Origin of the sequence: Dactylosporangium sucinum (assembly GCF_014647515.1) — a bacterium.
GTDB lineage: Bacteria > Actinomycetota > Actinomycetes > Mycobacteriales > Micromonosporaceae > Dactylosporangium > Dactylosporangium sucinum.
Genome location: NZ_BMPI01000027.1, coordinates 1 through 20,250 on the forward strand (window position 1 = coordinate 1; position 20,250 = coordinate 20,250).

The following is a 20,250-nucleotide window of genomic DNA, read 5'->3' on the forward strand; positions in this document are numbered from 1 at the left end:
GCTACACGAAGGACTTCCCGCTGGAGCGCATGATGCGCGACGCGAAGATCACCCAGATCTACGAGGGCACCAACCAGATCCAGCGCATCGTGATGGCGAGGCAGCTCCTCGGCCGCTAAGGCCTGTTTCATAGCTGGGGCCGGGCTGCGGCGGGCCCAGATTCCGCCTGGCGCCACCCCGCGAAAGCCGGGTTACAACACCGGTAGCCAGACTTCCGCGGGGCGACGCCAGACGAAAATCTGGACTCCGCCTCGCTCCGACCCCAGCTATGAAACAGGCCTTAGGCGGACAGGCCCTCCAGGACCATCGCGCTGAACTGGCGGGCCACCTCCTCCACGCTCAGCGGGCCGGCGGCGTTGAGCCACTGATACGCCCAGGCGCACATCCCGACCAGGCCGAACGTGGCGATCCGCGCGTCGACGTCGGGCCGCAACGCGCCCCGCGCCACCCCGTCCTGGATCATGCCGGCGAAGGCCGCCTCGACCAGGTCGCGCTTGCGGGTCACCTCGGCGAACAGCTCGCCGGTGAGATACCGGCGCTCCTGGTAGAAGATCGTCACGTGCGCCCGGTATTCGGCGACGCTCCGGAGGCTGAACCGGATGAGCTCGGCGACGCGGACCTTCGGGTCGTCGCTGCCCGCCTCGATCTCCTTGATGGCCGCCAGCTGCGCCTCAAGGTACTCCTCCTGGATGTGGCGCAGGAGGTCGTCCTTGCTCTCGAAGTGGTGGTAGAACGCGCCCTTCGTCAGGTGCGCCTGGTCGGCGATCTCCTGCACCGAGGTCCGGTCGAAGCCGCTGCGCTCGAACAGCTCGAGCGCGCTGGTGATGAGCGAGCGGCGGGTGTTCTCCGGGTCGTAGCCGTCGGGCCAGCGCTGCCGGCGCCGGGTCGACTCGCCCCGGGCGGACGTCGCACGAGCCATCTGCGGCCTCCCTCTTGCATTCCTCGATTCGCCGACAGCCTACCGTCCGGTCGGAAGGATAGCTCCCGCGGTACCGCTTTCGGACAGATTACGGGGCGGGGCCACGGTTCGCTGCCCCGCCCGCGTTCGTCTCCGTCGATCGGTCCATCGACGCTCGTGGGCCGCCGCCTACTGCGGCAGCGAGTCGGTCCACTCGGCGGTCAGCGTGATGGCGCCGCCGTCGCGGGCCGAGTACAGCGCCCCGTGTGCCGAGCTACTCCGAGTCCAGGCGCTGCAGGGCCCAGCGCGCCCACTCGTGGAGGGTCAGGAAGTAGCGGGCGCCCAGCTCGGCCGCGAACAGCTCGACCGGCGGCCGGCCGCCCCGGTCGGCCTCGGTGATCGCGGCGCGGAGGCGCTCGTACTCCTGCAGGCTCCCCTCGGCCTGCTGCCGCAGCATCTTCCGGGCGTCCTCGACGTCCAACGTGGAGAGCAGGAAGAGCTTGAGCGTGTGCTCGTTGCGCACCACCGGGTCGTCGTCCGGGTCGAGCACCCAGCGGCGCAGCTCGTCCCGCCCGGCGTCGGTGATCGCGAAGGTGCGCCGGCCCCGCGGGCCCTCCTCCACGACCGCCGCGAGGCCGTCGGCGGCGAGCCGGTTCAGCTCCGGGTAGATCTGGCTGTGCTGGGCGTGCCAGGCATACCGGCGCAGGTTCCGCTCGAACTTGCGGGCCAGGTCGTACCCGCTCGCCGGAGCCTCGGCGAGCAGCCCGAGCAGGGCGTAGCGCAGCGACATGGGGACACCCTACACACCTAGATATTGACAGGTAGATTTTGTCATGTCAGTTTCTAACTATGACATGGATCCTGCTCACTGCGGCCGTCGTGATCGCCACCCCGCTCGGGTTCGTCGCGCTGCGCCGCCGGGCGGCCGCGCGCAAGCTCGCCCTGCCGTCATCAGGAATCGATGAACACGGGTTCGTGCGGATCGGCGGGGTGGACCAGTGGGTGCAGGTCCGCGGCGCCGACCGGGCCAACCCGGTGCTGCTGTGGCTGCACCCGCACGGCGCCTCGATGATCCCGCTCACGCCGCTGTACACCGCGCTGGAGCGGCACTTCACCGTGGTGCAGTGGGACCGCCGCTCGGTCGGGCGGACCCGCCGCGCGGCACGCGGCCGCGGCGACGCGGACTGGACGTTCGACCGCTTCGTCGCCGACGGCATCGAGCTCGTCGAGCACCTGCGGCAGCGGCTGGGCCAGGACCGCGTGGTGCTGGCGGCGCACTCCCAGGGCACGGTGATCGGCGTCGGCATGGCCCGCCGCCGGCCCGACCTCTTCCACGCCTACGTCGGGATGGGTCAGATGGTGGACATGGCGCGCAACGAGTCGCTGGCGTACGAGCGGCTGCTCGCCCGGACCCGGGCGGAGGGCCGGCACCGCGTGGTGGCGCGGCTCGTCAAGCTCGGCCCGCCGCCGTACGCCGACCGGACGGCCTGGATGCGCCGGCTGCAGTACGCCATGACCGTCGACCCCGAGGGGCGCGCCTGGCGCACCGTGGCGATCACCCGGGTGCTGCTCATGCCGGGGTACTCGCCGCGCGACATCCTCGGCTGGTTCGGCGACGTCATGGCCTTCCCGCAGCACCTGTACGAGGAGACGATGGCGGTCACGCCGCAGACCCTCGGCACCGACTTCGAGGTGCCGGTGCTGCTCCTGCACGGCGCGGACGAGACCTGGGCCCTGCCGGAACTGGCCCAGGAGTACGCCGAGGCGATCCGGGCGCCCGCCAAGGCGTACGTGCCACTGGCGGGCCTGGGTCACCTGGCGCCGTTCCTCGCCCCCGACCGGATCCTCGACGAACTCCGGGCCCGGATCCCCGCGCGCTAGCCGGTCAGTCGAGCGGCTGACGCGCGATCGCCCGGGCCTCCCGTCCCGCCAGTACCCAGCCGCCGAGGTACGCGACGACCGGCAGGCCGACGAGGATCGCCGCCAGGTTGGCGAGCGGCGGCCGGGCCATCCAGTGCAGCTCGCGGTGGTACCAGGCGAGCAGCGCCAGGTAGGCGCAGGCGGTGCCGATGACCGCTCCGCACGCGGCGAGCGCGGCCGCGGTCGCGGCGGTGAGCGAGCGGCGGGTGCCGCGGCGCGCGCCGGCCGCGGTCAGCGTGCGCAGGTCCCGCGCCGTCTCGCTGCGGATCAGCCCGACGGTCATGGCCAGCACGCCGAGCGCGACCGCGATGCCGGCGGCCGTGAACTGCGCGGCCAGCCGGGCCTGGTCGACCCCGGTCGGGCGGGACTCGACGTTGAGCCCGGCGGCGACCGCCGCCAGCTGGATCGTGTCGACCTGCGCCGCCGTCACCGCCGCGGGCGCGTCGATCAGCCAGCCGACGGGCATCGTGGTCAGGTGCAGCCCGTCCATGCCGTGCGGGGTGATCAGCACGTTGGGCAGCGAGCTGTAGGCGGGCAGCGTCGCGTGCTGCAGCTTCGGCTGCCAGTTGCGGTTCCGGCCCGGGATCAGGTCGTACTCGTCGACGCCGGCCCGGGGGGTGAGCAGGTCGGTGTCGGCGGCGACGGTCGCCGGGTCGATGCCGTAGTGCGCGAGCAGCTCGGGCGTGGCGACGAAGAGCGGGATCGAGTCGGTGCTGCTGTACATGACCGAGCCCGGTTCGCCGGGGCCGGCGGGGCGCGGCCGGCCGAGCACGGCGGGGGCCTTGCCGCCGCGTTCCATCGGCTGGTTCGGGTCGACCGCGCCGGTGAGCGCCAGGACCGACGTGGCGTGCAGGTCGGCGGCGATCGCGTCGACCTGCTTGCGCGCGACCTCGGCCTGGCCGGGCGTGAGCAGCGGCACCGGCCCGTTCGTCGCCTCCGGGGACAGCCAGAGGACGATCTGGTCGGCGGGCAGGTTGCCGCCGGTCGGGGCGGCCGCCTTCGCCGCGGTGACGGCGGTGCTCAGGGCGACGACGGCGGCGATGCCGATGGCCAGGCCGATCGCGGCGAGCGCGGCACTGGAGCGGGACCGGTGCCGGGCCAGGTCGCGCATGGCCAGCCGGGAGGCCAGCGGCGCGTGCCGCGCGAGCCGCCCGACGGCGGCGACCCCGGCCGGCGCGAGCAGCAGCAGCGCGACCGCGGTGGCGAGGACGCCGCCGAGGACATACGGGATCCTCGTCTGGTCGGCCAGGTACAGCGACACCACGCCCGCGGCGAGCAGCAGGCCGCCGAGGGCGGCGAACCGGTGCGCCGGGCGGGGCTGGGCCGGCCGGGCGGACAGGGCGGCGACGACCGGCATCCGGGCCACCGCGCGGGCCGGCCACCAGGCCGCGACGACGGACGTCACGGCGGCCAGCAGGACGGCGACGAGCAGCGGCGTCCACGGCAGGTGGAACCGGTCGATGCGGTGCCCGAGCGACGACTCCAGCCGCGGGCTGAGCCCGACCCACACGGCGACCCCGGCGACGGCGCCGCCGAACGCGCCGACCAGGCCGACGACGAGGCCGTTGGCCAGCATGACCAGCCGGACGTGGCGGTGGCTCGCGCCGATCGCGCCGAGCATGCCGAGCGCCCGCAGGCGGCGCTGGGCCATCACCGTGAACCCGGCGACCGCCATCAGGCCGACGAAGACCAGCCCGATCACGGCCAGCACCAGCACGACGACGCTGGTCGTGTCGCCCTCGTCGGACCGGATCTGGATCGACATGCCGTCGGGCCGGGGCTTCGACGTGACCTCGGCCCGGGACGCCTGGATGAGCACGTCGACGTGGTCGGGCGCGGCGATCTGGCCCGGCGCGACGAGCGCGAACGCGTCGTGCAGGTTGAGCGGGTTCTCCACCAGCCCGACCACGGTGCGTCGCTGACCGCCCTGTTCCCAGGTGCCGCCGAGGCTCAGGTGGAAGAGCGTCGCCACGCGCCCGGTGACGGCGACCTCGTCCGGGCCCTGCGGCCAGCGCCCCTGGTTGAGGCGCAGCAGCGCCCGCCCGTAGGGCCCGGCGGGGTCCTGGGCCCGCAGGTCGACGCCGTTCGCCGACCCCGACACCGGGATCTTCTTGCCGTGCGCGATCACGTCGACGGTGCCGAAGGAGCCGCGCAACTCCGCGAGGTCGGCGTCGAGCTGGGTGCCGGTGCTGGCGAGCGTCGCCAGGTGGTTGGCGGTGCCGAACACCGCCGCATCCGACGGGGCGTTGACGCCGATCCCGAGCCCGACGGTGGTGCCCACCATGGCGAGCAGCAGCAGCGCCGGCACGATCACCTGCTGGCGCCACTCGCGCCGGAACATCCGCCAGGCCCAGCGGATCACGGCCCGCCGCGCCGGCATCCCGCCGTGGCCGGTGCCGAGCTCCAGCGGCGGGTCCTGCACGGCGACGCTCACCGGCTCGCCTCCTCGGCCAGCAGCGACTCCGGGCCGGACCGCGGGGCCGTGCGGTCGACCAGGCTGCCGTCGCGGATGAACACCACCCGGTCGGCCCAGGAGGCGAGCTGCGCGTCGTGGGTCACCACCACCGCGCCGACGCCGCTGCGGCAGGCGCTCAGGATGAGCCGCATCACCGCCTCGCCGTTGACCGAGTCGAGCGCGCCGGTCGGCTCGTCGGCCAGGACCAGCCGCCGGGTGCCGACGACGGCCCGGGCGATCGCGACCCGTTGCCGCTCGCCGCCGGAGAGCTGGTCCGGGAACCGCTCCGCGCGCTCGGCCAGCCCCAGCTCCTCCAGCGCCCGCAGCCCGGCCGTGCGCGCCTTGCGGGCCGGCAGCCCGTCGAGCTCCAGCGGCAGCGCCACGTTCTCGGCCGCGGTCAGCCCGGGCAGCAGGTTGTAGTCCTGGAAGACGTAGCCGATGGCCCGCCGCCGCAGCCGGGCCCGGTCGGCGCGGGACATCTCCGACAGCGGCTGCCCGGCGACGAGCACCTCGCCGGCGGTCGGCGTCTCCAGCGCCCCGGCGATGGTGAGCAGCGTGCTCTTGCCCGAGCCGCTCGGCCCCATGACCGCGACCATCATCCCCGCCTCGACGGTCAGGTCGACCTCCCGCAGCGCGTGGACCTCGTCGGCGCCGTCCAGGTAGGTCTTCGACACCCCGCGCAGTTGCAGCACCCCGCTCATCGGCGCACCCCCGCCCTGCGCCGCAGCTGCGGTGCCGCGGCCGGTGCCGGGCGCGGCGGCGGTTCGAGCGCCGCCCGGCGCAGCCGGCCGTCGGCGGTGTCGAGCCACCGCACGACCGAGTCCAGCCGGTAGAGCTCGGCGTCGACGACCAGGGCCAGGCCGAGGTCGGTGTCGCCCTCCTCCTCCTTGAGCCGGGTCCACTGCTGCATGAGCTCGATGAGATACCGCCGGTGCGACTGGATGACCTCGTGCACGTCGACGCCGGGCAGCCGCACCGCGACCAGGATCTTGATGACCAGCTCGTCGCGCGGCGGCGAGGCCAGGTCGGGCGGGGTCCGCAGCCAGCCGGCCAGCTCCTCGGCGCCGTCGGTGGTGATCCGGAACCCCTTCTGCGGGCCGGGCTCGGCGTCGTCGTCGGACTCGACGAGGCCGTCGCGCTCCAGCCGCTGCAGGGTCGTATACACCTGGCCGACGTTCAGCGGCCACACCTCGCCGGTGCGCGCCTCGAACTCCTCGCGCAGCTGCAGGCCGTACTTCGGGCCCTCCTTGAGCAGCGCCAGCAGCGCGTGCCGGATGCTCATCGTGTCACCACACTCGATATCATGCCGAGTAGCATACTGAGTATATCAAGCCGCTGTCCAGGCCCGGCCGGCGCCGGCGGTCACGCCGTGGGCCAGGCCGTGGTGACCTGCCGCAGGCCGGAGGCGGAGACGAGCAGCGCGGCGTAGCCGTCGAGCGTGTCCAGCCAGTGCAGCCCGCGGGGCCCGCGGGCGGCCGCGGCGGTGGCGTAGACGTCGGCCCACAGCAGGTCCGGCCCGGTCACGGTGACCGAGCGGACCGCGCCGGCCGGCCGGCGGGTGTACGGGTCGAGGATGTGCCCGCCGCGGTGGGCGGTGCCGGAGGTGGCGACGGCGCCGTCGCGGCGCTCGAGCACGTGGAGCAGGAGCGCCGGGTGGGTGGGATCCTCGATGCCGACGCGCCAGGCGGGGTGGTGGTCCTCGGCGTGGACGAGGACGTCCCCGCCGGCGTTGATGCACCAGGAGTACCGCTGGAGCCGCCGCAGCGGTCCGGCCGCACGCTCGACGGCCCAGCCCTTCACCAGGCCGGACGGGTCGAAGCGGGGTGCGCCGGTGCGCGGGTCGGGCAGGCCGCGCGGGTCGAACCAGCCGCCGGTGCGCTCGCGGGCCTCGTCACACAGGGCCAGGACCTCGGCGAACGTGGGGTCGGCGGCGCCGGCGGCGAGGTCGCCGCGCTCCCAGCGGGTCAGGTCGCTGTCGTCGCGGTACGGGCTGAAGACGGCGTCGGCGTGGCGCAGGCCGGCGAACGCGGCCTCGACGCCGCGCCGGACGCCGGGGCTGTCCGGGTCGTCGCCGCGCACGTGGATGCTCACCGGCAGGCCCATGACCTGCTCGACCCAGGCCCGCCGCGGCACGGTGGCGGTGGTCATGACAGGTGCGCCTTGTCGAGGGCGGCCTGCAGCGACTCCTTGTAGCCGTCGCTGGTGACCGTGGCGCCGGAGACGGCGTCGATGTCGGCGCTCTGGGCCGCGATGGTCTCCTGGACGAGCACGGGCAGGGCACGCGCGTTGATCTGGCGGTCCTTGCCGTTGTTGTCGGGGTAGACCGGGACGTTCACGGCGGTGATCCGGCCGTCGACCACGGTGATGGTGACCTGGACGTCGCCCCAGCGGGTCGGCGCGACCGAGCCCGCGTAGGTGGTGCCGGCGGTGCCGGCACCACCGGTGCCGCCACCGGCTGCGGTGGTGGTCGTCGGCGCCGCGGCGGCGCCGAGGCTGGTGCGGTAGCTGAACAGCAGGACCAGGGCCGCGAGGGTGGACAGCAGCCAGAGGGTGATGCGTCGCAAGGGTTTGCTCCTACCAGGCGAACTGTTCGGTGTGGATGCGGTCCGGGGACACCCCGGCGGCGCGGGCCGCGTCCCGGGCGGCCGCGGTCCAGGCGTCGGGGCCGCAGAGGTACACCTCGGCGGCGGCGATGTGCGGGGCGAGGCGGTGCAGGGCCTCGGCGTCGGTGCGCCCGGCGGCGGGGGCCGGCAGCCAGGAGTCCTCGCGGGCGCGGGGGCCGAGCAGGTACACCACCCGGACGCCACGCTGCCGGGCCAGCCAGTCCAGCTCGGCGCGGAACGCCAGGTCGGCCTCGCTGCGGGCCCGGTAGACCAGGGTCGCCTGGCCGGGCGGGTACGGCAGCTCGCCGAGCAGGGCGAGCAGCGGGGTGACGCCGATGCCGCAGGCCAGCATGACGACCGGGCCGCCGGTGTAGTGCTCGCCGGTCAGCCGGCCGTACGGGCCCTCGACGAGCGCCCGGGTGCCCGGTCGCAGCCCGCCGACGCGGGAGCTGCCGTCGCCGAGGTCCTTGACCGTGATGCGCAGCACGCCGGTGTGCGGGGTCGCGGACAGGGAGTACGGGTGGGCCCGGGACCAGCCGGGGCCGTCGAGGAACCGCCACTGGAAGAACTGCCCGGCGCGGACCGGGAGCCGGTCCAGGTCGCGGCCGCGCAGGTAGACCGTGGTCAGGCCGGGGCCCTCGGCGACGACCCGGTCGACGACGAGCCGGTGGCGCCAGTTGCGCCAGGCCGGCAGGCCGACGCGGTAGAGCACGACGGCGCCGGCCGAGACCGCGTACAGCGTCCACCAGTAGGCGGTCGACCACGGCGAGCCGGTGAAGTCGGTGCCGGTCCAGAGCTGGTGCGGCAGGGCGAGGCCGACGCCGAGGTAGGCGTAGAGGTGCAGCAGGTGCCAGGACTCGTACCGCAGCCGCCGCCGGGCCGCCCGCAGCGACGTCACGACGACGAGGACGAGCAGCAGGGTGCCGGCGGTGGCCAGCAGCATCCCGGGATAGTCGACGACCAGGTCCCACAGCTCGCCGACCACGTTCGCGCCGGCGGCACCGGCGTAGCCCACCGTGATGAGCACGACGTGCGCCAGCATGAGATGGAACGACGTGAAGCCGGTCCAGCGGTGCCAACGGGCCAGGCGATCCTGGCCGAACGCGCGCTCCACCGGCGGTACCCGCGCCATCAGCAGCACCTGCAGCAACAGCAGGTCGGAGGCGAGCAGGCCGGTGAGCCGGCCGAGCGAGGACACCGAGTCCGGCCAGGCGCCGGCGAGGTCCTGCACGCCGCGGTTGCCCACCCACAGCGCGGTCACCACGAGCAGGCTCAGCCAGGCGGTCGAGGCACCGGCGTCGGCCCACCACCGTGGCGTGGCGCGCGGCGGCGCCGGGGCGGGAGCGCGAAGCGCGGTCGTCGTCACGCCGCGGGCTCAGAACATCGCTGCATGCGTCATGGATAGGCGGCCAACGTCCGGGCGGCCTGTGCCGTACCTGTGACCCGGCTGTGAGCCTGACGGCGCGCGTCCGGCGGCGGCGCGGCCGGGCCCGGCGCAGGGCCCGGCTACGGCGCGGGCCTGGTCGAGGTGTTCCTGGCCGGGCTGCGGGTGTCGCCGGGATCGGTGAGGTAAGGGCCGAACGGCCCCAGGTCGATGTTCAGGTCCTCGGCGGACAGCCCGAAGTGCTCGCGGAGCTCGGTCATCCGCTCGTCCAGGGCCATCAGGGTCGCGCCGATCTCCTCGACCTGCTCGTCGGTGAGGTCCCCGACGTCGATGCGCCGCAGCGCCTGCCGCTCCATCAGCTGGCGCAGCAGCTCGATCACGGTGAGCACCAGGCCGGCGAAGCCGCGCTCGACGTTGTCGCGGTCGACCTCGAGTCGCTCCCCGTTCACGGCGGTGGCCCCTCGCCGGGCTGGGTGAGCGTCCCGACGGAGGCGACGAGGGCGCGCAGCGAGACGTACACCAGGTCGACGCCGGCGATCGACAGCGTCACCTCGCCGGTGATGACGACGCCGGTGGCGAGGAGGCGGTCGAGGAGGTCGGCGAGCCCGGCCCGCTCGGGCACCACCACGATGTCGGACGAGGTCATGACCGCGCCCCCTCCGCGGCGGCGTCCCCATCGGCGTCCGGGGCGGTGAACGAGTACGGCGGCCACGGCCCGGTCAGCTCCACGTCCAGGTCGGCGTGCCCGGCGGCCTGCGCGGCCACGGCCGCCGCGAAGCCGTCCGCGTGGCCCTCGTCGACCAGGTACGCGGCGTTGAGGACCATCGGCTCCGGGCGGCCGGTGAGGCGCCGATCCTGCGGCGGGTGGCGCCGGGCGGCCTCGGCGCGGCCGGCGAGCGCCGCGTGGACCTCCTCGGCACCGTCGACGGCCCGCTGCCGCCGGTCGTCGACGGCCGACAGCTGCGCACGCCGCCGGCGCAGGTAGTCGGTCCCCGAGCCGCCGGCCGGGGCCGCGGCGGGCTCGGGAGCCGGGGTGGCGTAGATCTTCACGCCCAGCTCGGTGCGGCCGTCCAGCCGCGACAGCGCGGCGTCGAGGTCGGCGTGCCGGTCGGCGAGCATCGTCCGGACACCCGCCGCGTCCGCGTAGACGGTGGCCAGGCGGGCCGGGACCACCGTGCGGGACGCGCCGAGCGCGGCCACCACGGCGTGATGGCTCCGCGCCACGCCCTCCAGCCAGGTCAGGTCCTCGAGGTTGCGCTGCAGCGCCTCCTCCCCGAAGCGGTCGAGGTCCACCGGGCTGACCGCCGCCGCCAGCCCCGCGGTCTCGACGACGCGCACCGGGGCGCCGTCGACGCCGGTGAGGCCGCCCGGCGGCGGGCCCGCGCGGGTCACGGCGTGCAGCCAGAGGCCCTCACCCATGGCGCTCCTTCCGTGGCGGGGAGAGGGGCTCCGCCGCGGGCTCCCTCCGCGGCGCGGGAAGGGGCTGCGCCGCGGGCTCGCCCGGCGGCAGCGCCTCGCGGGCCTGCGAGCTGAGCCAGGGGTCGTGCTCCCACCAGTCGATGCCCATCTGGCGGGCGGTGTCGACCGACGCGACGACCAGCCGCAGCTTCACCGTCAGCAGTTCGATGTCGAGCAGGCTGACCCGGATGTCGCCGACGATGACGATGCCGCGGTCGAGGACGCGCTCCAGGATGTCGCCGAGGTTCGCCGGCTCGTGGCCGGGGGCGACCGATCGCGTGGTGCCGTGGGACAGCTGGCTCATGTCAGGCCACCTTGTCGTCGCCCTTGCCCCTGGGGTACCGCCGGATCCGCCGCAGTCCGAGCAGCGATCCGTCGTCGGCGACCTCCGCGCGGTACGTGGCGAGGATGTCGCTGGACGACGGGATGCGCTCGTCCTCGACCACCTCGACCTCGACCACCCAGCCGTCGTCGACCTGCTCCAGGGCGGTGATGCCCGAGGGTGGTTTGCCGGTCAGTTCGGCGACGTCGCGCAGCGCGGCCCGGGCGACCGCGCCCGGCCCGCGGGCGGGGCGCCGTCGTTCGTCCTCGTCGTAGCGGGGCATGCGTCATCCCTCCTCAGGGCCGCTCGGGGTCGGCCGGACGAGGCGGCCGACGAGCTCCCGCTCCAACCGGTCCGCGTCCGCCGGGTCGATCCGGCCTTCGGCGCGGGCGCTGTCGACCGCCTGCAGCTCCCGCCGGATCACCGCCGGGTCGAACATCTGCCGCTCGACCTCCTCGCGCAGCACGTCACCGACCCAGACCACCGCCCGGACGGGGGCGATCGGAAGCGTCAGGATTGCGCTGACGAGTCCCACAGCTCCGCCTCCGGTCCGCGATCCACGAAGTCGTACGGTGCCAGCGGTCCCAGCAGCCGCACCTCCACCCGGCCGGCCCACCGCCGGGCCAGCTCCTGCACCGCCCGCACGAGCTTCTCCTCCCGGCGGGTCTCGGCGAGCACGGCGACGTTCGCCGCGTCGAACTCGCCGGCCGGGTCGCGCGGGACGGTGGCGACCGTCACGGGCGCGAGGGCGTCGACGACCGCCTGGCTGTCGGCGCCGCGGCGGACCTCGATCGCCTCGCCGACGGCCTGCCCGAGCTCGATGCGCTCGGAGCGGGTGACCTCCTCGGGGCGGTCGCGCACGGCGGCGCGCAGCTGCTCCAGCCGCGGGTTCTCCGCCATCACCTCCCGCAGCACGGCGTCCTCGACGTACCGGGCGGTCACCACGTACTCCGCCTTGCCGTCGAGCCGGCGCAGGGCCGCGTCGAACTCGTCGTGGTGCGGCGCGAGGAAGTCGTCCACGATGGACCGGCGATCCGTCAGTACCGCGCCGAAGCGCACGGGCACCACCGGTACCACTCCCGCCGTGGCGTCCAGGAGCTGCTCGTGGGCGAGCAGGTCCTCCGGCGTCCCCAGTGGACGGTCGAGCTCCACGTCGGACACCAGGGCCGCGACCCGGCCGTGCCGCACCACGGTCACCGGCGCCGTCTCGCCGCCCACGCCGCGGGCGTCGGGCTCGGTCTCGACGTCGGCGGGGACGATGCCGTAGACGTAGGTGCCGGTGGTCGCCGTCACCATGTCAGTCCCCCTCCCGGCGCCGGCGGCGCGGCACCCGCTCCGGCTCCTCGTCGGGCTCGAGCACCTCCCGCACCTTCTCGCCGGCCGCCTCCAGCATGCCCTTCGTCTTGTGCTTGGCGCCGCCCTGGGCCATGTCGCCCACGAGCTCCGGCAGCCCGGCCTTGTCCTGCGCGATGTCCAGGCGGTTGACCGCCTCGGCGAAGCGCAGGTAGGTGTCGACGCTGGCCACGACGATGCGCGCGTCGATCGTCAGCAGTTCGATGCCGACGAGCGAGACGCGCACGTAGGCGTCGATGACCAGGCCCTTGTCAAGAATCGTGTCGAGCACGTCGGCGAGCGACGCGGACGAGGGCCGGTCGACCACGCCACCGCCACCGCCGCGCGGTTGCAGGGCGGTACTCATCGCTTGCTCCCCACTCGTTCACCGTCGCCGGACCGGCGGCGCGGCCGCGGCTGCTCGTCGGTCTCCCGGACGTTGCGGCGTCCCTGTTGCTTCTGCGGTGCCCGCCGCCGCGGCGCCGGCTTGCGCTCCTCGGCCTCCGGCGGCGCGGCCTCGCCTTCCTCGGCCTCCTCGCCCTCCTCGGGTTCCTCGCTTTCCTCGGGCTCCTCGCGGGCCTCGGCCTCCCTGCCTTCCTCGCCTTCCTCGGGCTCCTCGGCCTCCGGGCCTTCCCGCTCCTCCTCGGCCGCTTCGCTCTCCTCGCGCAGCGCGGTCTCGTGGTCCTTCACCACCTCGCCGTCGCGGATCTCGCCGCGCCAGCCCTCCACGCCGTCGGGGTCGAGGATCGTCTGGGTCATGACGTGCCGCCGGAAGTGCTTGAACTCCAGCCGGGCCCGCCGCCCCTGCGCCCGCCACAGGTTCCCGGTGTGCTCGAAGAAGCCCTGCGGGTGGTACTCCAGCGCGAGCAGGATCCGGGTCATGTTCGGCAGCAGCTCGTGGAACGTGACCGAGCCGTCGACGTGCCCCTTGGGCCCCTTGGAGCGCCACACGATGTTGTAGTCCGGGATCTGCTGGACGATCGTGGCCTCCCACGTGCGGTGCGACCAGAAGACCTGGGCCTTCCAGTTGTTCTTCTCGTCCGACGCCTGCTCGACGCTCTCGACCTTCTTCATGAAGCTCGGGAAGTCGGCGAACTGGGTCCACTGGTTGTACGCGACCCGCACCGGCACACCGACGTCGAGCGTCTCCTCGATGTTGGTGACCTTCAGCTTCCGGCCCTTCGCGCCCTTGCCCTTGCCGCCGCCGAAGACGCCCTTGACCTTCTCCTTGAGGCCGGCCCACCCGCCGGAGAGCATGGCCCCGGCCGGCGACTTGCCCTCAGTGATCTTCTCCACGCCGGTCACCGCCGCTTTCAGGCCGGCGCCGCCCTCGCCGCCGGCGTACTCGGTCAGGCGCTCCGTCAGCCCGCTCACCCTTCGCCCGGCCGCCTTGATCGCCTTGCGACCGGCGACCGCGGCCAGCTCCTTCGCGTCGCGGGCGAGCACCTCGCTGAAACTGGTCGGCTTCGAGGTCATGAGCCGCTCCCCCTCCGGCGCACCGGCGGACGGCCACGTGACCGGGCGCCGGCCGTCACGGGTGCCCGCTCCTCTTCTTCCTCTTCCGGTTCCTCGTACTCGTCTTCCTCTTCGTCCCGCTCGTACTCGTCGGCCGGCTCCGGCTCCGGGCGGCGGCGCCGGGCCCGGCGCGGCTCTTCCTCTTCCTCGGGCTCTTCGCCTTCGCCCGAGCGGAGCGCGTCGGTCCGCTCACGCAGCCGGTCGCTCACCGAGCCGATCCGGCTCGTCACCGCGGTCCGGGCGGCGTCCTTGGTGGCGCTGACGAGCGGCGCGCCCAGCTCGCCCAGCTTGCGCAGCTCCGGCGCGGAGCTGAGCGCCCGGACGCCGTGCTGCAGCAGGCCACCCGGACGGCTGAGCCGGCCGGAGGCCGCCGCCGCGGCCAGCAACAGGCCCCAGCGCAACTTGTGCTGCCGCCCGAGCAGATACCCGATGCCGGCGGCCAGCAACACCTGCGTCCTGCAGTTCACAAGGCTCTCCCTTCGCCTGGCGGCCGGCCGGAGGGTGGCCGTGATACGCACGACTGGGGTTGGTGGCCGGCGGCTGCTGTTGCGGAGATCAATTCGGCTACCCCCACCCGCGGGAGTGAAACCTGTGGCGCGGCACCCGCCGGGGGTGCCGCGCCACAGGTCCTTGGTTGCGGTGTGCCCTACGGGCTGTGATGGTGTTGTCGTCCCCACAGCCCGGCGACCACCCACACGCCGATGGCCGCGAGGACGACCTGCGTGATGAGTTCGAGCCAGTCGATGCCCGGGGTGTTGGCGTAGCCGAGTGCCCGGGCGATGGCCGTGCCGATCAGGGCCGCCACGATACCGATCACCACGGTCAGCCAGATCGGGATCGCCTGCTTGCCCGGAACCGCCAGCCGTCCGAGCACACCGATGATGGCGCCGATGATGAGCGCCGAAATGATGCCGCTGATGGTCATCCCTAGCCTCCAACCCGCGGTTGCTGCGCTCGCCGGAGGCCTGCCCCGTCATCCGCCCGGCAAACCCTGTCCGAGCTTCTGGCCGAGCTTCCGGTCGAGCAACTGGGCGAGGTGCACGGCGGGACGGTCGCGCAGGTCGGCGACCTGGGTGCGGCACGAGAAGCCGTCGGCGAGGACGACCGCGTCCGGAGCCGCGTCGAGGGCCGGCAGGAGGTGCTGCCCCGCGACCGCCACCGACACGTCGTAGTGGCCGATCTCGACGCCGAAGTTGCCGGCCAGGCCGCAGCAGCCGGCCAGCCGGCGCACGTCGGCGCCGGCCGTCCTGAGCAGGTCGGCATCGGCCTTCCAGCCGAGGACGGCGTGGTGGTGGCAGTGCGGCTGGGCGACGACCTCGACGCCGGACAGGTCGGGCGGGGTCCAGCCGGGCGTCTGGGCGAGCAGCTCGGCGAGGGTGCGCACCTGACCGGCGACCGCCGCCGCGTCCTCGTCGCCGGGGAGCAGCTCGTGGATGTCGGAGCGCAGCACCGCGGTGCACGACGGCTCGATGCCGACGATGGGCACCCCGGCGCGCGCGTCCGGCGCGAGGGCCGCCACGGTGCGGGCGAGGATCTGCTTCGCCGCGTCGAGCTGGCCGGTGGTGATCCAGGTCAGGCCGCAGCACACCGACCCGGAGGGCAGCCGCGGCTCGTAGCCGGCGGCGCGCAGCACGCGGACCGTGGCCTCGGCGACCTCCGGGGAGAAGGCGTCGGAGAACGAGTCGGCGAAGAGGACGACCGGCGTGCCGCCCTCCGCGGGGCGGAAGGTGCGCCGGAACGGGCGGCGGGCGAACGCGGGCACGGATCGGCGCTTGTCGACGCCGGCCAGCCACAGGAGAAAGCCGCCGAGCACCGGCAGCCGGACACCGAGGTTCGCCAGGCGCGGCATCCGGCCGGCGAGGCGGGCCCACCTCGGCAGCCGGCCGAGCGTGTAGTGCGAGCGGGGGCGGCGGCGTCCACGGTACGTCTGGTGCAGCACCTCGGACTTGTAGGTGGCCATGTCGATGCCGGTCGGGCAGTCGGACGCGCAGCCCTTGCACGACAGGCAGAGGTCCAGCGCGTCGTGGACCGACGGGTCGGACCAGGCGAGCTCGCCGCGCACGACCTCCTGCAGCGCCCGCGCCCGGCCCCGGGTGGAGTCCTTCTCCTCGCGGGTCGCGAGGTAAGACGGGCACATCACGCCGCCGGCCGCCGAGTTGTCGGCGCGGCACTTGCCGACGCCGGTGCACCGGTGCACGGCCTGGGCGAGGTCGCCACCGTCGTGCGGATACGCCATCGCGAGGCCCGTGAGCGGGAAGCGGCCGGCGGGCCGCACGTCGGCGTCGACCGGGTCGGGGTCGACGAGCACGCCGGGGTTGAGCAGGTTGCCCGGGTCGAAGGCGTGCTTGACCCCGGCGAACAGGGCGATCGCATCGGCCGAGTACATGTGCGGCAGCAGCTCGGAGCGGGCGCGGCCGTCGCCGTGCTCGCCCGACAGCGAGCCGCCGAACTCGCCCACGAGCCGGGCCGCGTCGGTGAGGAAGGCGCGCAGCACCTTGGTGCCGTCGGGCTCGCCGAGCGGGAAGTCGAGGCGGACGTGCATGCAGCCGTCGCCGAAGTGCCCGAACGGGGCGGACGTCATCTTGTACGCGGTGACGAGCTCGTCGAAGCGGGCCAGGTAGGCGCCGAGCCGCTCCGGCGGCACCGCGGCGTCCTCCCAGCCGGGCCAGGCCGGCCGGTCGGACGGGGCCCGCCCGGCCAGGCCGGCGCCGTCCTCGCGGATGCGCCACAGCTGGGCCTGGGTGGCCGGGTCGGTGACGACCCGCGCGTCGTCGCCGATGCCGTCGGCCGCGAGCCGGCGGGCCCGCGACTCGACCTCGCCGGCGTCGTCGCCGGCCAGCTCGACGAAGAGCCAGGCCCCGCCGCGCGGCAGCGCCGGGACGGCGTCCGGGCCGCGCCGGGCGCGCAGCACGTCGAGCAGCCGCGAGTCGAGCCCCTCGCAGGACGTCGGGCCGTGCGCGACGACGGCCGGGGCGGCCTCGCCGGCGGCGACGATGTCGGGGAAGCCGAGGACCACGACGACCCGGACCGGGGCGTCGACGACCAGCTTCACGGTCGCCTGCGTGATGACGGCCAGGGTGCCCTCGGAGCCGACGAGGGCCTGCGTGAGGTCGAAGCGCTCGGGCAGCAGGTGCTGCACCGCGTAGCCGGAGACCTGGCGGCCGAACCGGTCGAACTCGGTGCGGGCCGTGGCCAGGTGCCGGTCGAGGACCGCTCGCACGGCGTCGACGACCGGCTCGGCACCGCGCGCGAACGGCTTGCCGCCGTCGTCGTAGCCGGTGACCAGCCGCTCCCCCGCCGCGGTCAGCAGCTCCAGGCCGGCCACGTTGTCCGACGTCCGGCCATAGGCCAGGGAGCGCGAGCCGCAGGCGTTGTTGCCGATCATGCCGCCGATCGTGCAGCGTGGGTGGGTCGACGGGTCGGGCCCGAAGCGCACGCCGTGCGGCGTCACCGCCCGCTGCAGCACGGCGTGCACGGTGCCGGGCTCGACGACCGCGGTGCGGGCCTCGGGGTCGACGGCGAGCACCCGGTTGAGGTGGCGGGAGAAGTCGAGCACGATGCCCCGGCCGACCGCGTTGCCGGCCACGGACGTGCCGGCGCCGCGCGACGTGAGCGGCACCCCGGCCTCCCGGGCGACGGCGAGCGCCGCGGCCACCTCGCCGGCGTCGCGCGGGCGGACCACCGCGAGGGGCGGGATCCGGTACAGCGAGGCGTCCGACGCATACATGCCGCGCGTGCCGGCGTCGGCCCGGACCTCGAGCCCGGCCCGCTCCAGCGCCGCCACCACGTCGTTCACGAGTAACATGTTACTCGTGCCGTCGCTGCGCCTCCCGACCGGGGCTCCCTCGCTCGCCGACGCCGTCGCCCAGGCGGTGCGCGACGGCGTCGCGTCCGGCGAGCTCGTGCCCGACCGGACGTACTCCGTCTACCAGCTCGCGGAGCTGCTCGGGGTCTCCCGCAGCCCGGTCCGGGAGGGGCTGCTCCGCCTGGCCGAGGCGGGGCTGGTGGCGATCCGGCGCAACCGCGGCTTCAGCGTCCTGCCGCCGCGGGCGCACGACGTCGAGGAGATCGTCGAGATCCGCCTGGCGCTCGAGCCGGCGGCGGCGCGGAAGGCGGCGACCGGCGGTACGGACGGGGAGCATGCGGCCATCCGCGTGGCGCTGGACGCGATGGCGGCCGCGGCGGCCCGCGGCGACGAGGCGTCGTTCTGGCCGGCCGACCGCGCGCTGCACGACCTGCTGCTGCGGGCGGCCGGCAACGGCCGGGCGGCGGCGATCGTCGCCCAGCTGCGGGCCACCACGGCGCTGCTCGGGCCGCCGACCACCGCCAGCGGCCGCACGCTGGCCGAGATCCACGCCGAGCACGAGCCGGTGGTGGCGGCGGTGCTGGCCCGCGACGGCGCCGCCGCCGAGGCCGCGATGCGCACCCACCTGGAGGCGACCGGCGCCCTGCTGGTGTCCCACCTCCGCGCCCGGCCGCCCCACTGACTGCGCGTCGATCTTGCAGTTGTGGTGCCTGACAAACCGGGACATTCACGGAGTGTCCCGGCACCACAAGTGCAAGATCGACGCGGGTGGGACCCCGTCACGCGGCCCGGGCGTCGACGGCCGGGGCCGTGGGCAGGCTGCCGCGGGCGCCGAACGCCTCGGTCGCCAGGGCGCCCGCCGCGGCGGCCCAGCGGACGGCGTCCGGCAGCGGGCGGGCGGTCGCGAGGGCGACGGCGAGGGCGGCCGTGAAGATGTCGCCCGCGCCCGTCGTGTCCACGACCGTGGCCGGCGCGGGCGGCACCGGCACCGGCGAACCGGCACCGGTGTGGATCTCGCAGCCGGCGCCGCCGCGGGTCACGACGACCGCCCCCGCGCCCGCGGCGAGGAGCGTCGCCGCGCCGCCGAGGGCGGTCAGTTCGCGCTCGTTCGGGGTGACGGCGGTACAGCGGGAAACCAGCGACGCCGGCAGCGGGCGGGCCGGTGCCGGGTTCAGGATCATCGGCCAGCCCCGGCGGTGCGCCTCCGCGGCTGCCGCCTCGACCGCGGGCAGCGGCACCTCCAGGGAGGCCACGACCGCGGCCGGGCCGGCGATCGCGTCCAGGGCGGCGGACACCTGCGCCGGGGTCAGCGCGGCGTTCGCGCCCGCGACGACGGCGATCGAGTTCTCGCCGTCGTCGTCGACCAGGATGACGGCCACGCCGGTGGGCGCCGGCACGGTCGCCAGGCCGCCCAGGTGGACGCCGCGGGCGGCCAGGTCGGCCCGGGCGGAGCGGCCCCGGTCGTCGTCGCCGACGGCGCCGACGAGGTGGGTGGTGGCGCCCAGCGCGGCCGCGGCGGCGGCCTGGTTGCCGCCCTTGCCGCCGTGGATCTCGGCGAAGCGCTCCATCATCACCGTCTCGCCGGGCCGCGGCATCCGGCCGCCCGCGGCGACGAGGTCGATGTTCACCGAGCCGACCACGACGACGGTGCTCACGAGCTCATCCCGGTGCGCGGCTCCCCCGCGCGGTCCATCCGGGCCGCCTGCGCCAGCTCGCGGGCCGGCGTGAACACGAGGGCCCGCAGCAACAGATTGGCGAACGGTGAGAAGAGCGCGATGCAGATGATGATGAGGCCGAGGAGCGTGTCGTACAACCCCGCGCGGCCGTCAACGCCGCGCCGGCCGCGCTCAGCCCCGGCTGAGGCGCTTCCTCCGCCGATTCGTGTGCTTCGCGTTCTTCGGGCCGGGGCCACGGTCGGGGCGGGGGCCGGCCGCGACGCGCGGGGGCGGGGGACGGCCCAGGAACATGCAGACGACGACGAGCGCGAGGTACAGCACCGGCACCACGGCCCAGAAGACGCGCGCGTCGGCGACCTCCCCCGGCAGGCGCGGGCCCACCAGACCGTCCGGGTCGCGCACGACGACGACCCGGTCGCCGACCGCGCCCTCGCCGGCCGACGGCCACTGCTCCAGCAGCCCCTCGATCGGCCGGCCGGACTCGTCGACCAGCCCGTAGTACACGTGCCGGACCTTCTGCTGCGGGCCCACCTGGACCTCGACGACGGTGGCCGGGGTCCGCTCGCCGCGGGCGGCGAGCACCGCCGACCACAGCACCGCCGGGACGGTGAACTGCAGGGCGGCGGCGAGCAGGAAGCCGAGGAAGCGCAGGCCGTACCGGTCGCCGAGCGACGGCAGCAGCACGGAGGCCAGGATGAAGGTGACCACCCACAGGACCGCGCCGACGGCGACGGCGTGGCCGGTGGCGACCCCGGCGACGCGGGTCACGACCGCCAGGGCGGCGGAGGCGGTGAACAGCCCGAGGAACAGCGCACCGGCGCGACTCACCAGGCCGTGGCGCCGCAGGAATCCCACAGCGCAACGGTACGGCCGGCCGTCAAC

Annotated in this window: 26 protein-coding genes; 3 read left to right on the forward strand and 23 right to left on the reverse strand. The window is 74.9% G+C overall.

The annotated features are described in order from the left end of the window. The coding region (locus IEZ31_RS26050) for an acyl-CoA dehydrogenase family protein (protein ID WP_190252606.1) at positions 1-119 on the forward strand (119 nt) is incomplete at its 5' end. Between the two features lie 161 nt (positions 120-280). On the opposite strand, the gene IEZ31_RS26055 is transcribed toward IEZ31_RS26050, so the two are convergent. Together IEZ31_RS26055 and IEZ31_RS26060 are read right to left on the reverse strand one after the other, a co-directional pair. After that, positions 281-919, reverse strand: a complete 639-nt coding sequence (locus IEZ31_RS26055) for a TetR/AcrR family transcriptional regulator (protein ID WP_190252607.1) — start codon at positions 917-919, stop codon at positions 281-283. Positions 920-1,172: 253 nt separating this feature from the next. Next, positions 1,173-1,688 (reverse strand): PadR family transcriptional regulator, encoded by a 516-nt coding sequence (locus tag IEZ31_RS26060; RefSeq protein WP_190252608.1) that lies wholly within the window; start codon positions 1,686-1,688, stop codon positions 1,173-1,175. Positions 1,689-1,747: 59 nt separating this feature from the next. Between IEZ31_RS26060 and IEZ31_RS26065 the strand changes: the two genes are divergently transcribed. Continuing rightward, positions 1,748-2,779 (forward strand): alpha/beta fold hydrolase, encoded by a 1,032-nt coding sequence (locus IEZ31_RS26065; RefSeq protein WP_190252609.1) that lies wholly within the window; start codon positions 1,748-1,750, stop codon positions 2,777-2,779. A 4-nt stretch (positions 2,780-2,783) separates the two neighbouring features. On the opposite strand, the gene IEZ31_RS26070 is transcribed toward IEZ31_RS26065, so the two are convergent. From IEZ31_RS26070 to IEZ31_RS26150, 18 genes are all read right to left on the reverse strand, one after another. After that, positions 2,784-5,252, reverse strand: a complete 2,469-nt coding sequence (locus tag IEZ31_RS26070) for an FtsX-like permease family protein (protein WP_190252610.1) — start codon at positions 5,250-5,252, stop codon at positions 2,784-2,786. Further along, the gene (locus IEZ31_RS26075; RefSeq protein ID WP_190252611.1) at positions 5,249-5,974 is read right to left on the reverse strand and encodes an ABC transporter ATP-binding protein; all 726 of its coding nucleotides are present in this window, start codon (positions 5,972-5,974) and stop codon (positions 5,249-5,251) included. Before IEZ31_RS26075 ends, IEZ31_RS26070 begins: the two co-directional genes overlap by 4 nt. Further along, on the reverse strand, positions 5,971-6,555 hold the full coding sequence (locus IEZ31_RS26080) for a PadR family transcriptional regulator (protein ID WP_190252612.1): 585 nt from the start codon (positions 6,553-6,555) through the stop codon (positions 5,971-5,973). The genes IEZ31_RS26075 and IEZ31_RS26080 overlap by 4 nt, the downstream gene beginning before the upstream one ends. An 80-nt stretch (positions 6,556-6,635) precedes the next feature. Then, complete coding sequence (locus tag IEZ31_RS26085; RefSeq protein ID WP_190252613.1) at positions 6,636-7,421, reverse strand: FAD:protein FMN transferase; 786 nt, start codon at positions 7,419-7,421, stop codon at positions 6,636-6,638. After that, on the reverse strand, positions 7,418-7,837 hold the full coding sequence (locus IEZ31_RS26090) for an FMN-binding protein (protein ID WP_190252614.1): 420 nt from the start codon (positions 7,835-7,837) through the stop codon (positions 7,418-7,420). Before IEZ31_RS26090 ends, IEZ31_RS26085 begins: the two co-directional genes overlap by 4 nt. A 10-nt stretch (positions 7,838-7,847) precedes the next feature. After that, positions 7,848-9,242, reverse strand: a complete 1,395-nt coding sequence (locus tag IEZ31_RS26095; RefSeq protein WP_190252615.1) for a ferredoxin reductase family protein — start codon at positions 9,240-9,242, stop codon at positions 7,848-7,850. 140 nt (positions 9,243-9,382) lie between these two features. Further along, positions 9,383-9,709, reverse strand: a complete 327-nt coding sequence (locus IEZ31_RS56805) for a gas vesicle protein K (RefSeq protein WP_229835851.1) — start codon at positions 9,707-9,709, stop codon at positions 9,383-9,385. After that, positions 9,706-9,906, reverse strand: a complete 201-nt coding sequence (locus tag IEZ31_RS56810; protein ID WP_229835852.1) for a gas vesicle protein — start codon at positions 9,904-9,906, stop codon at positions 9,706-9,708. The genes IEZ31_RS56805 and IEZ31_RS56810 overlap by 4 nt, the downstream gene beginning before the upstream one ends. Continuing rightward, complete coding sequence (locus IEZ31_RS26105; protein ID WP_190252617.1) at positions 9,903-10,679, reverse strand: GvpL/GvpF family gas vesicle protein; 777 nt, start codon at positions 10,677-10,679, stop codon at positions 9,903-9,905. The genes IEZ31_RS56810 and IEZ31_RS26105 overlap by 4 nt, the downstream gene beginning before the upstream one ends. Beyond that, on the reverse strand, positions 10,672-11,022 hold the full coding sequence (locus IEZ31_RS60010) for a gas vesicle protein (protein ID WP_190252618.1): 351 nt from the start codon (positions 11,020-11,022) through the stop codon (positions 10,672-10,674). Before IEZ31_RS60010 ends, IEZ31_RS26105 begins: the two co-directional genes overlap by 8 nt. 1 nt (position 11,023) lies before the next feature. Next, the gene (gene gvpO / locus IEZ31_RS26115) at positions 11,024-11,323 is read right to left on the reverse strand and encodes a gas vesicle protein GvpO (protein ID WP_190252619.1); all 300 of its coding nucleotides are present in this window, start codon (positions 11,321-11,323) and stop codon (positions 11,024-11,026) included. 3 nt (positions 11,324-11,326) lie between these two features. After that, a complete protein-coding gene (locus IEZ31_RS26120) occupies positions 11,327-11,575 on the reverse strand; it encodes a gas vesicle protein GvpG (RefSeq protein WP_190252620.1) in 249 nt (82 codons plus the stop codon). After that, the gene (locus IEZ31_RS26125; RefSeq protein ID WP_190252621.1) at positions 11,551-12,336 is read right to left on the reverse strand and encodes a GvpL/GvpF family gas vesicle protein; all 786 of its coding nucleotides are present in this window, start codon (positions 12,334-12,336) and stop codon (positions 11,551-11,553) included. The genes IEZ31_RS26120 and IEZ31_RS26125 overlap by 25 nt, the downstream gene beginning before the upstream one ends. A 1-nt stretch (position 12,337) precedes the next feature. Further along, positions 12,338-12,739, reverse strand: coding sequence for a gas vesicle protein GvpJ (gvpJ, locus tag IEZ31_RS26130; protein WP_190252622.1), 402 nt, complete (start codon positions 12,737-12,739; stop codon positions 12,338-12,340). Beyond that, positions 12,736-13,848, reverse strand: coding sequence for an SRPBCC family protein (locus IEZ31_RS26135; protein WP_190252623.1), 1,113 nt, complete (start codon positions 13,846-13,848; stop codon positions 12,736-12,738). Before IEZ31_RS26135 ends, gvpJ begins: the two co-directional genes overlap by 4 nt. Next, on the reverse strand, positions 13,845-14,354 hold the full coding sequence (locus IEZ31_RS26140; protein WP_190252624.1) for a hypothetical protein: 510 nt from the start codon (positions 14,352-14,354) through the stop codon (positions 13,845-13,847). The genes IEZ31_RS26135 and IEZ31_RS26140 overlap by 4 nt, the downstream gene beginning before the upstream one ends. Positions 14,355-14,533: 179 nt before the next feature. Next, the gene (locus tag IEZ31_RS26145) at positions 14,534-14,812 is read right to left on the reverse strand and encodes a GlsB/YeaQ/YmgE family stress response membrane protein (protein ID WP_190252625.1); all 279 of its coding nucleotides are present in this window, start codon (positions 14,810-14,812) and stop codon (positions 14,534-14,536) included. 48 nt (positions 14,813-14,860) lie between these two features. After that, positions 14,861-17,692 (reverse strand): FAD-binding and (Fe-S)-binding domain-containing protein, encoded by a 2,832-nt coding sequence (locus tag IEZ31_RS26150; RefSeq protein WP_190252626.1) that lies wholly within the window; start codon positions 17,690-17,692, stop codon positions 14,861-14,863. Positions 17,693-17,699: 7 nt separating this feature from the next. Between IEZ31_RS26150 and IEZ31_RS26155 the strand changes: the two genes are divergently transcribed. Next, positions 17,700-18,374, forward strand: a complete 675-nt coding sequence (locus IEZ31_RS26155; RefSeq protein WP_190252627.1) for a GntR family transcriptional regulator — start codon at positions 17,700-17,702, stop codon at positions 18,372-18,374. Positions 18,375-18,471: 97 nt separating this feature from the next. On the opposite strand, the gene IEZ31_RS26160 is transcribed toward IEZ31_RS26155, so the two are convergent. Genes IEZ31_RS26160 through IEZ31_RS26170 form a run of 3 tightly spaced genes read right to left on the reverse strand, consistent with a single transcriptional unit; the run spans position 18,472 to position 20,223 of the window. Further along, the gene (locus tag IEZ31_RS26160) at positions 18,472-19,347 is read right to left on the reverse strand and encodes a PfkB family carbohydrate kinase (RefSeq protein WP_190252628.1); all 876 of its coding nucleotides are present in this window, start codon (positions 19,345-19,347) and stop codon (positions 18,472-18,474) included. Further along, positions 19,344-19,505, reverse strand: coding sequence for a hypothetical protein (locus tag IEZ31_RS26165; protein WP_190252629.1), 162 nt, complete (start codon positions 19,503-19,505; stop codon positions 19,344-19,346). The genes IEZ31_RS26160 and IEZ31_RS26165 overlap by 4 nt, the downstream gene beginning before the upstream one ends. Before the next feature lie 34 nt (positions 19,506-19,539). Beyond that, positions 19,540-20,223, reverse strand: a complete 684-nt coding sequence (locus IEZ31_RS26170; RefSeq protein WP_190252630.1) for a hypothetical protein — start codon at positions 20,221-20,223, stop codon at positions 19,540-19,542. Between the last annotated feature and the right edge of the window lie 27 nt (positions 20,224-20,250).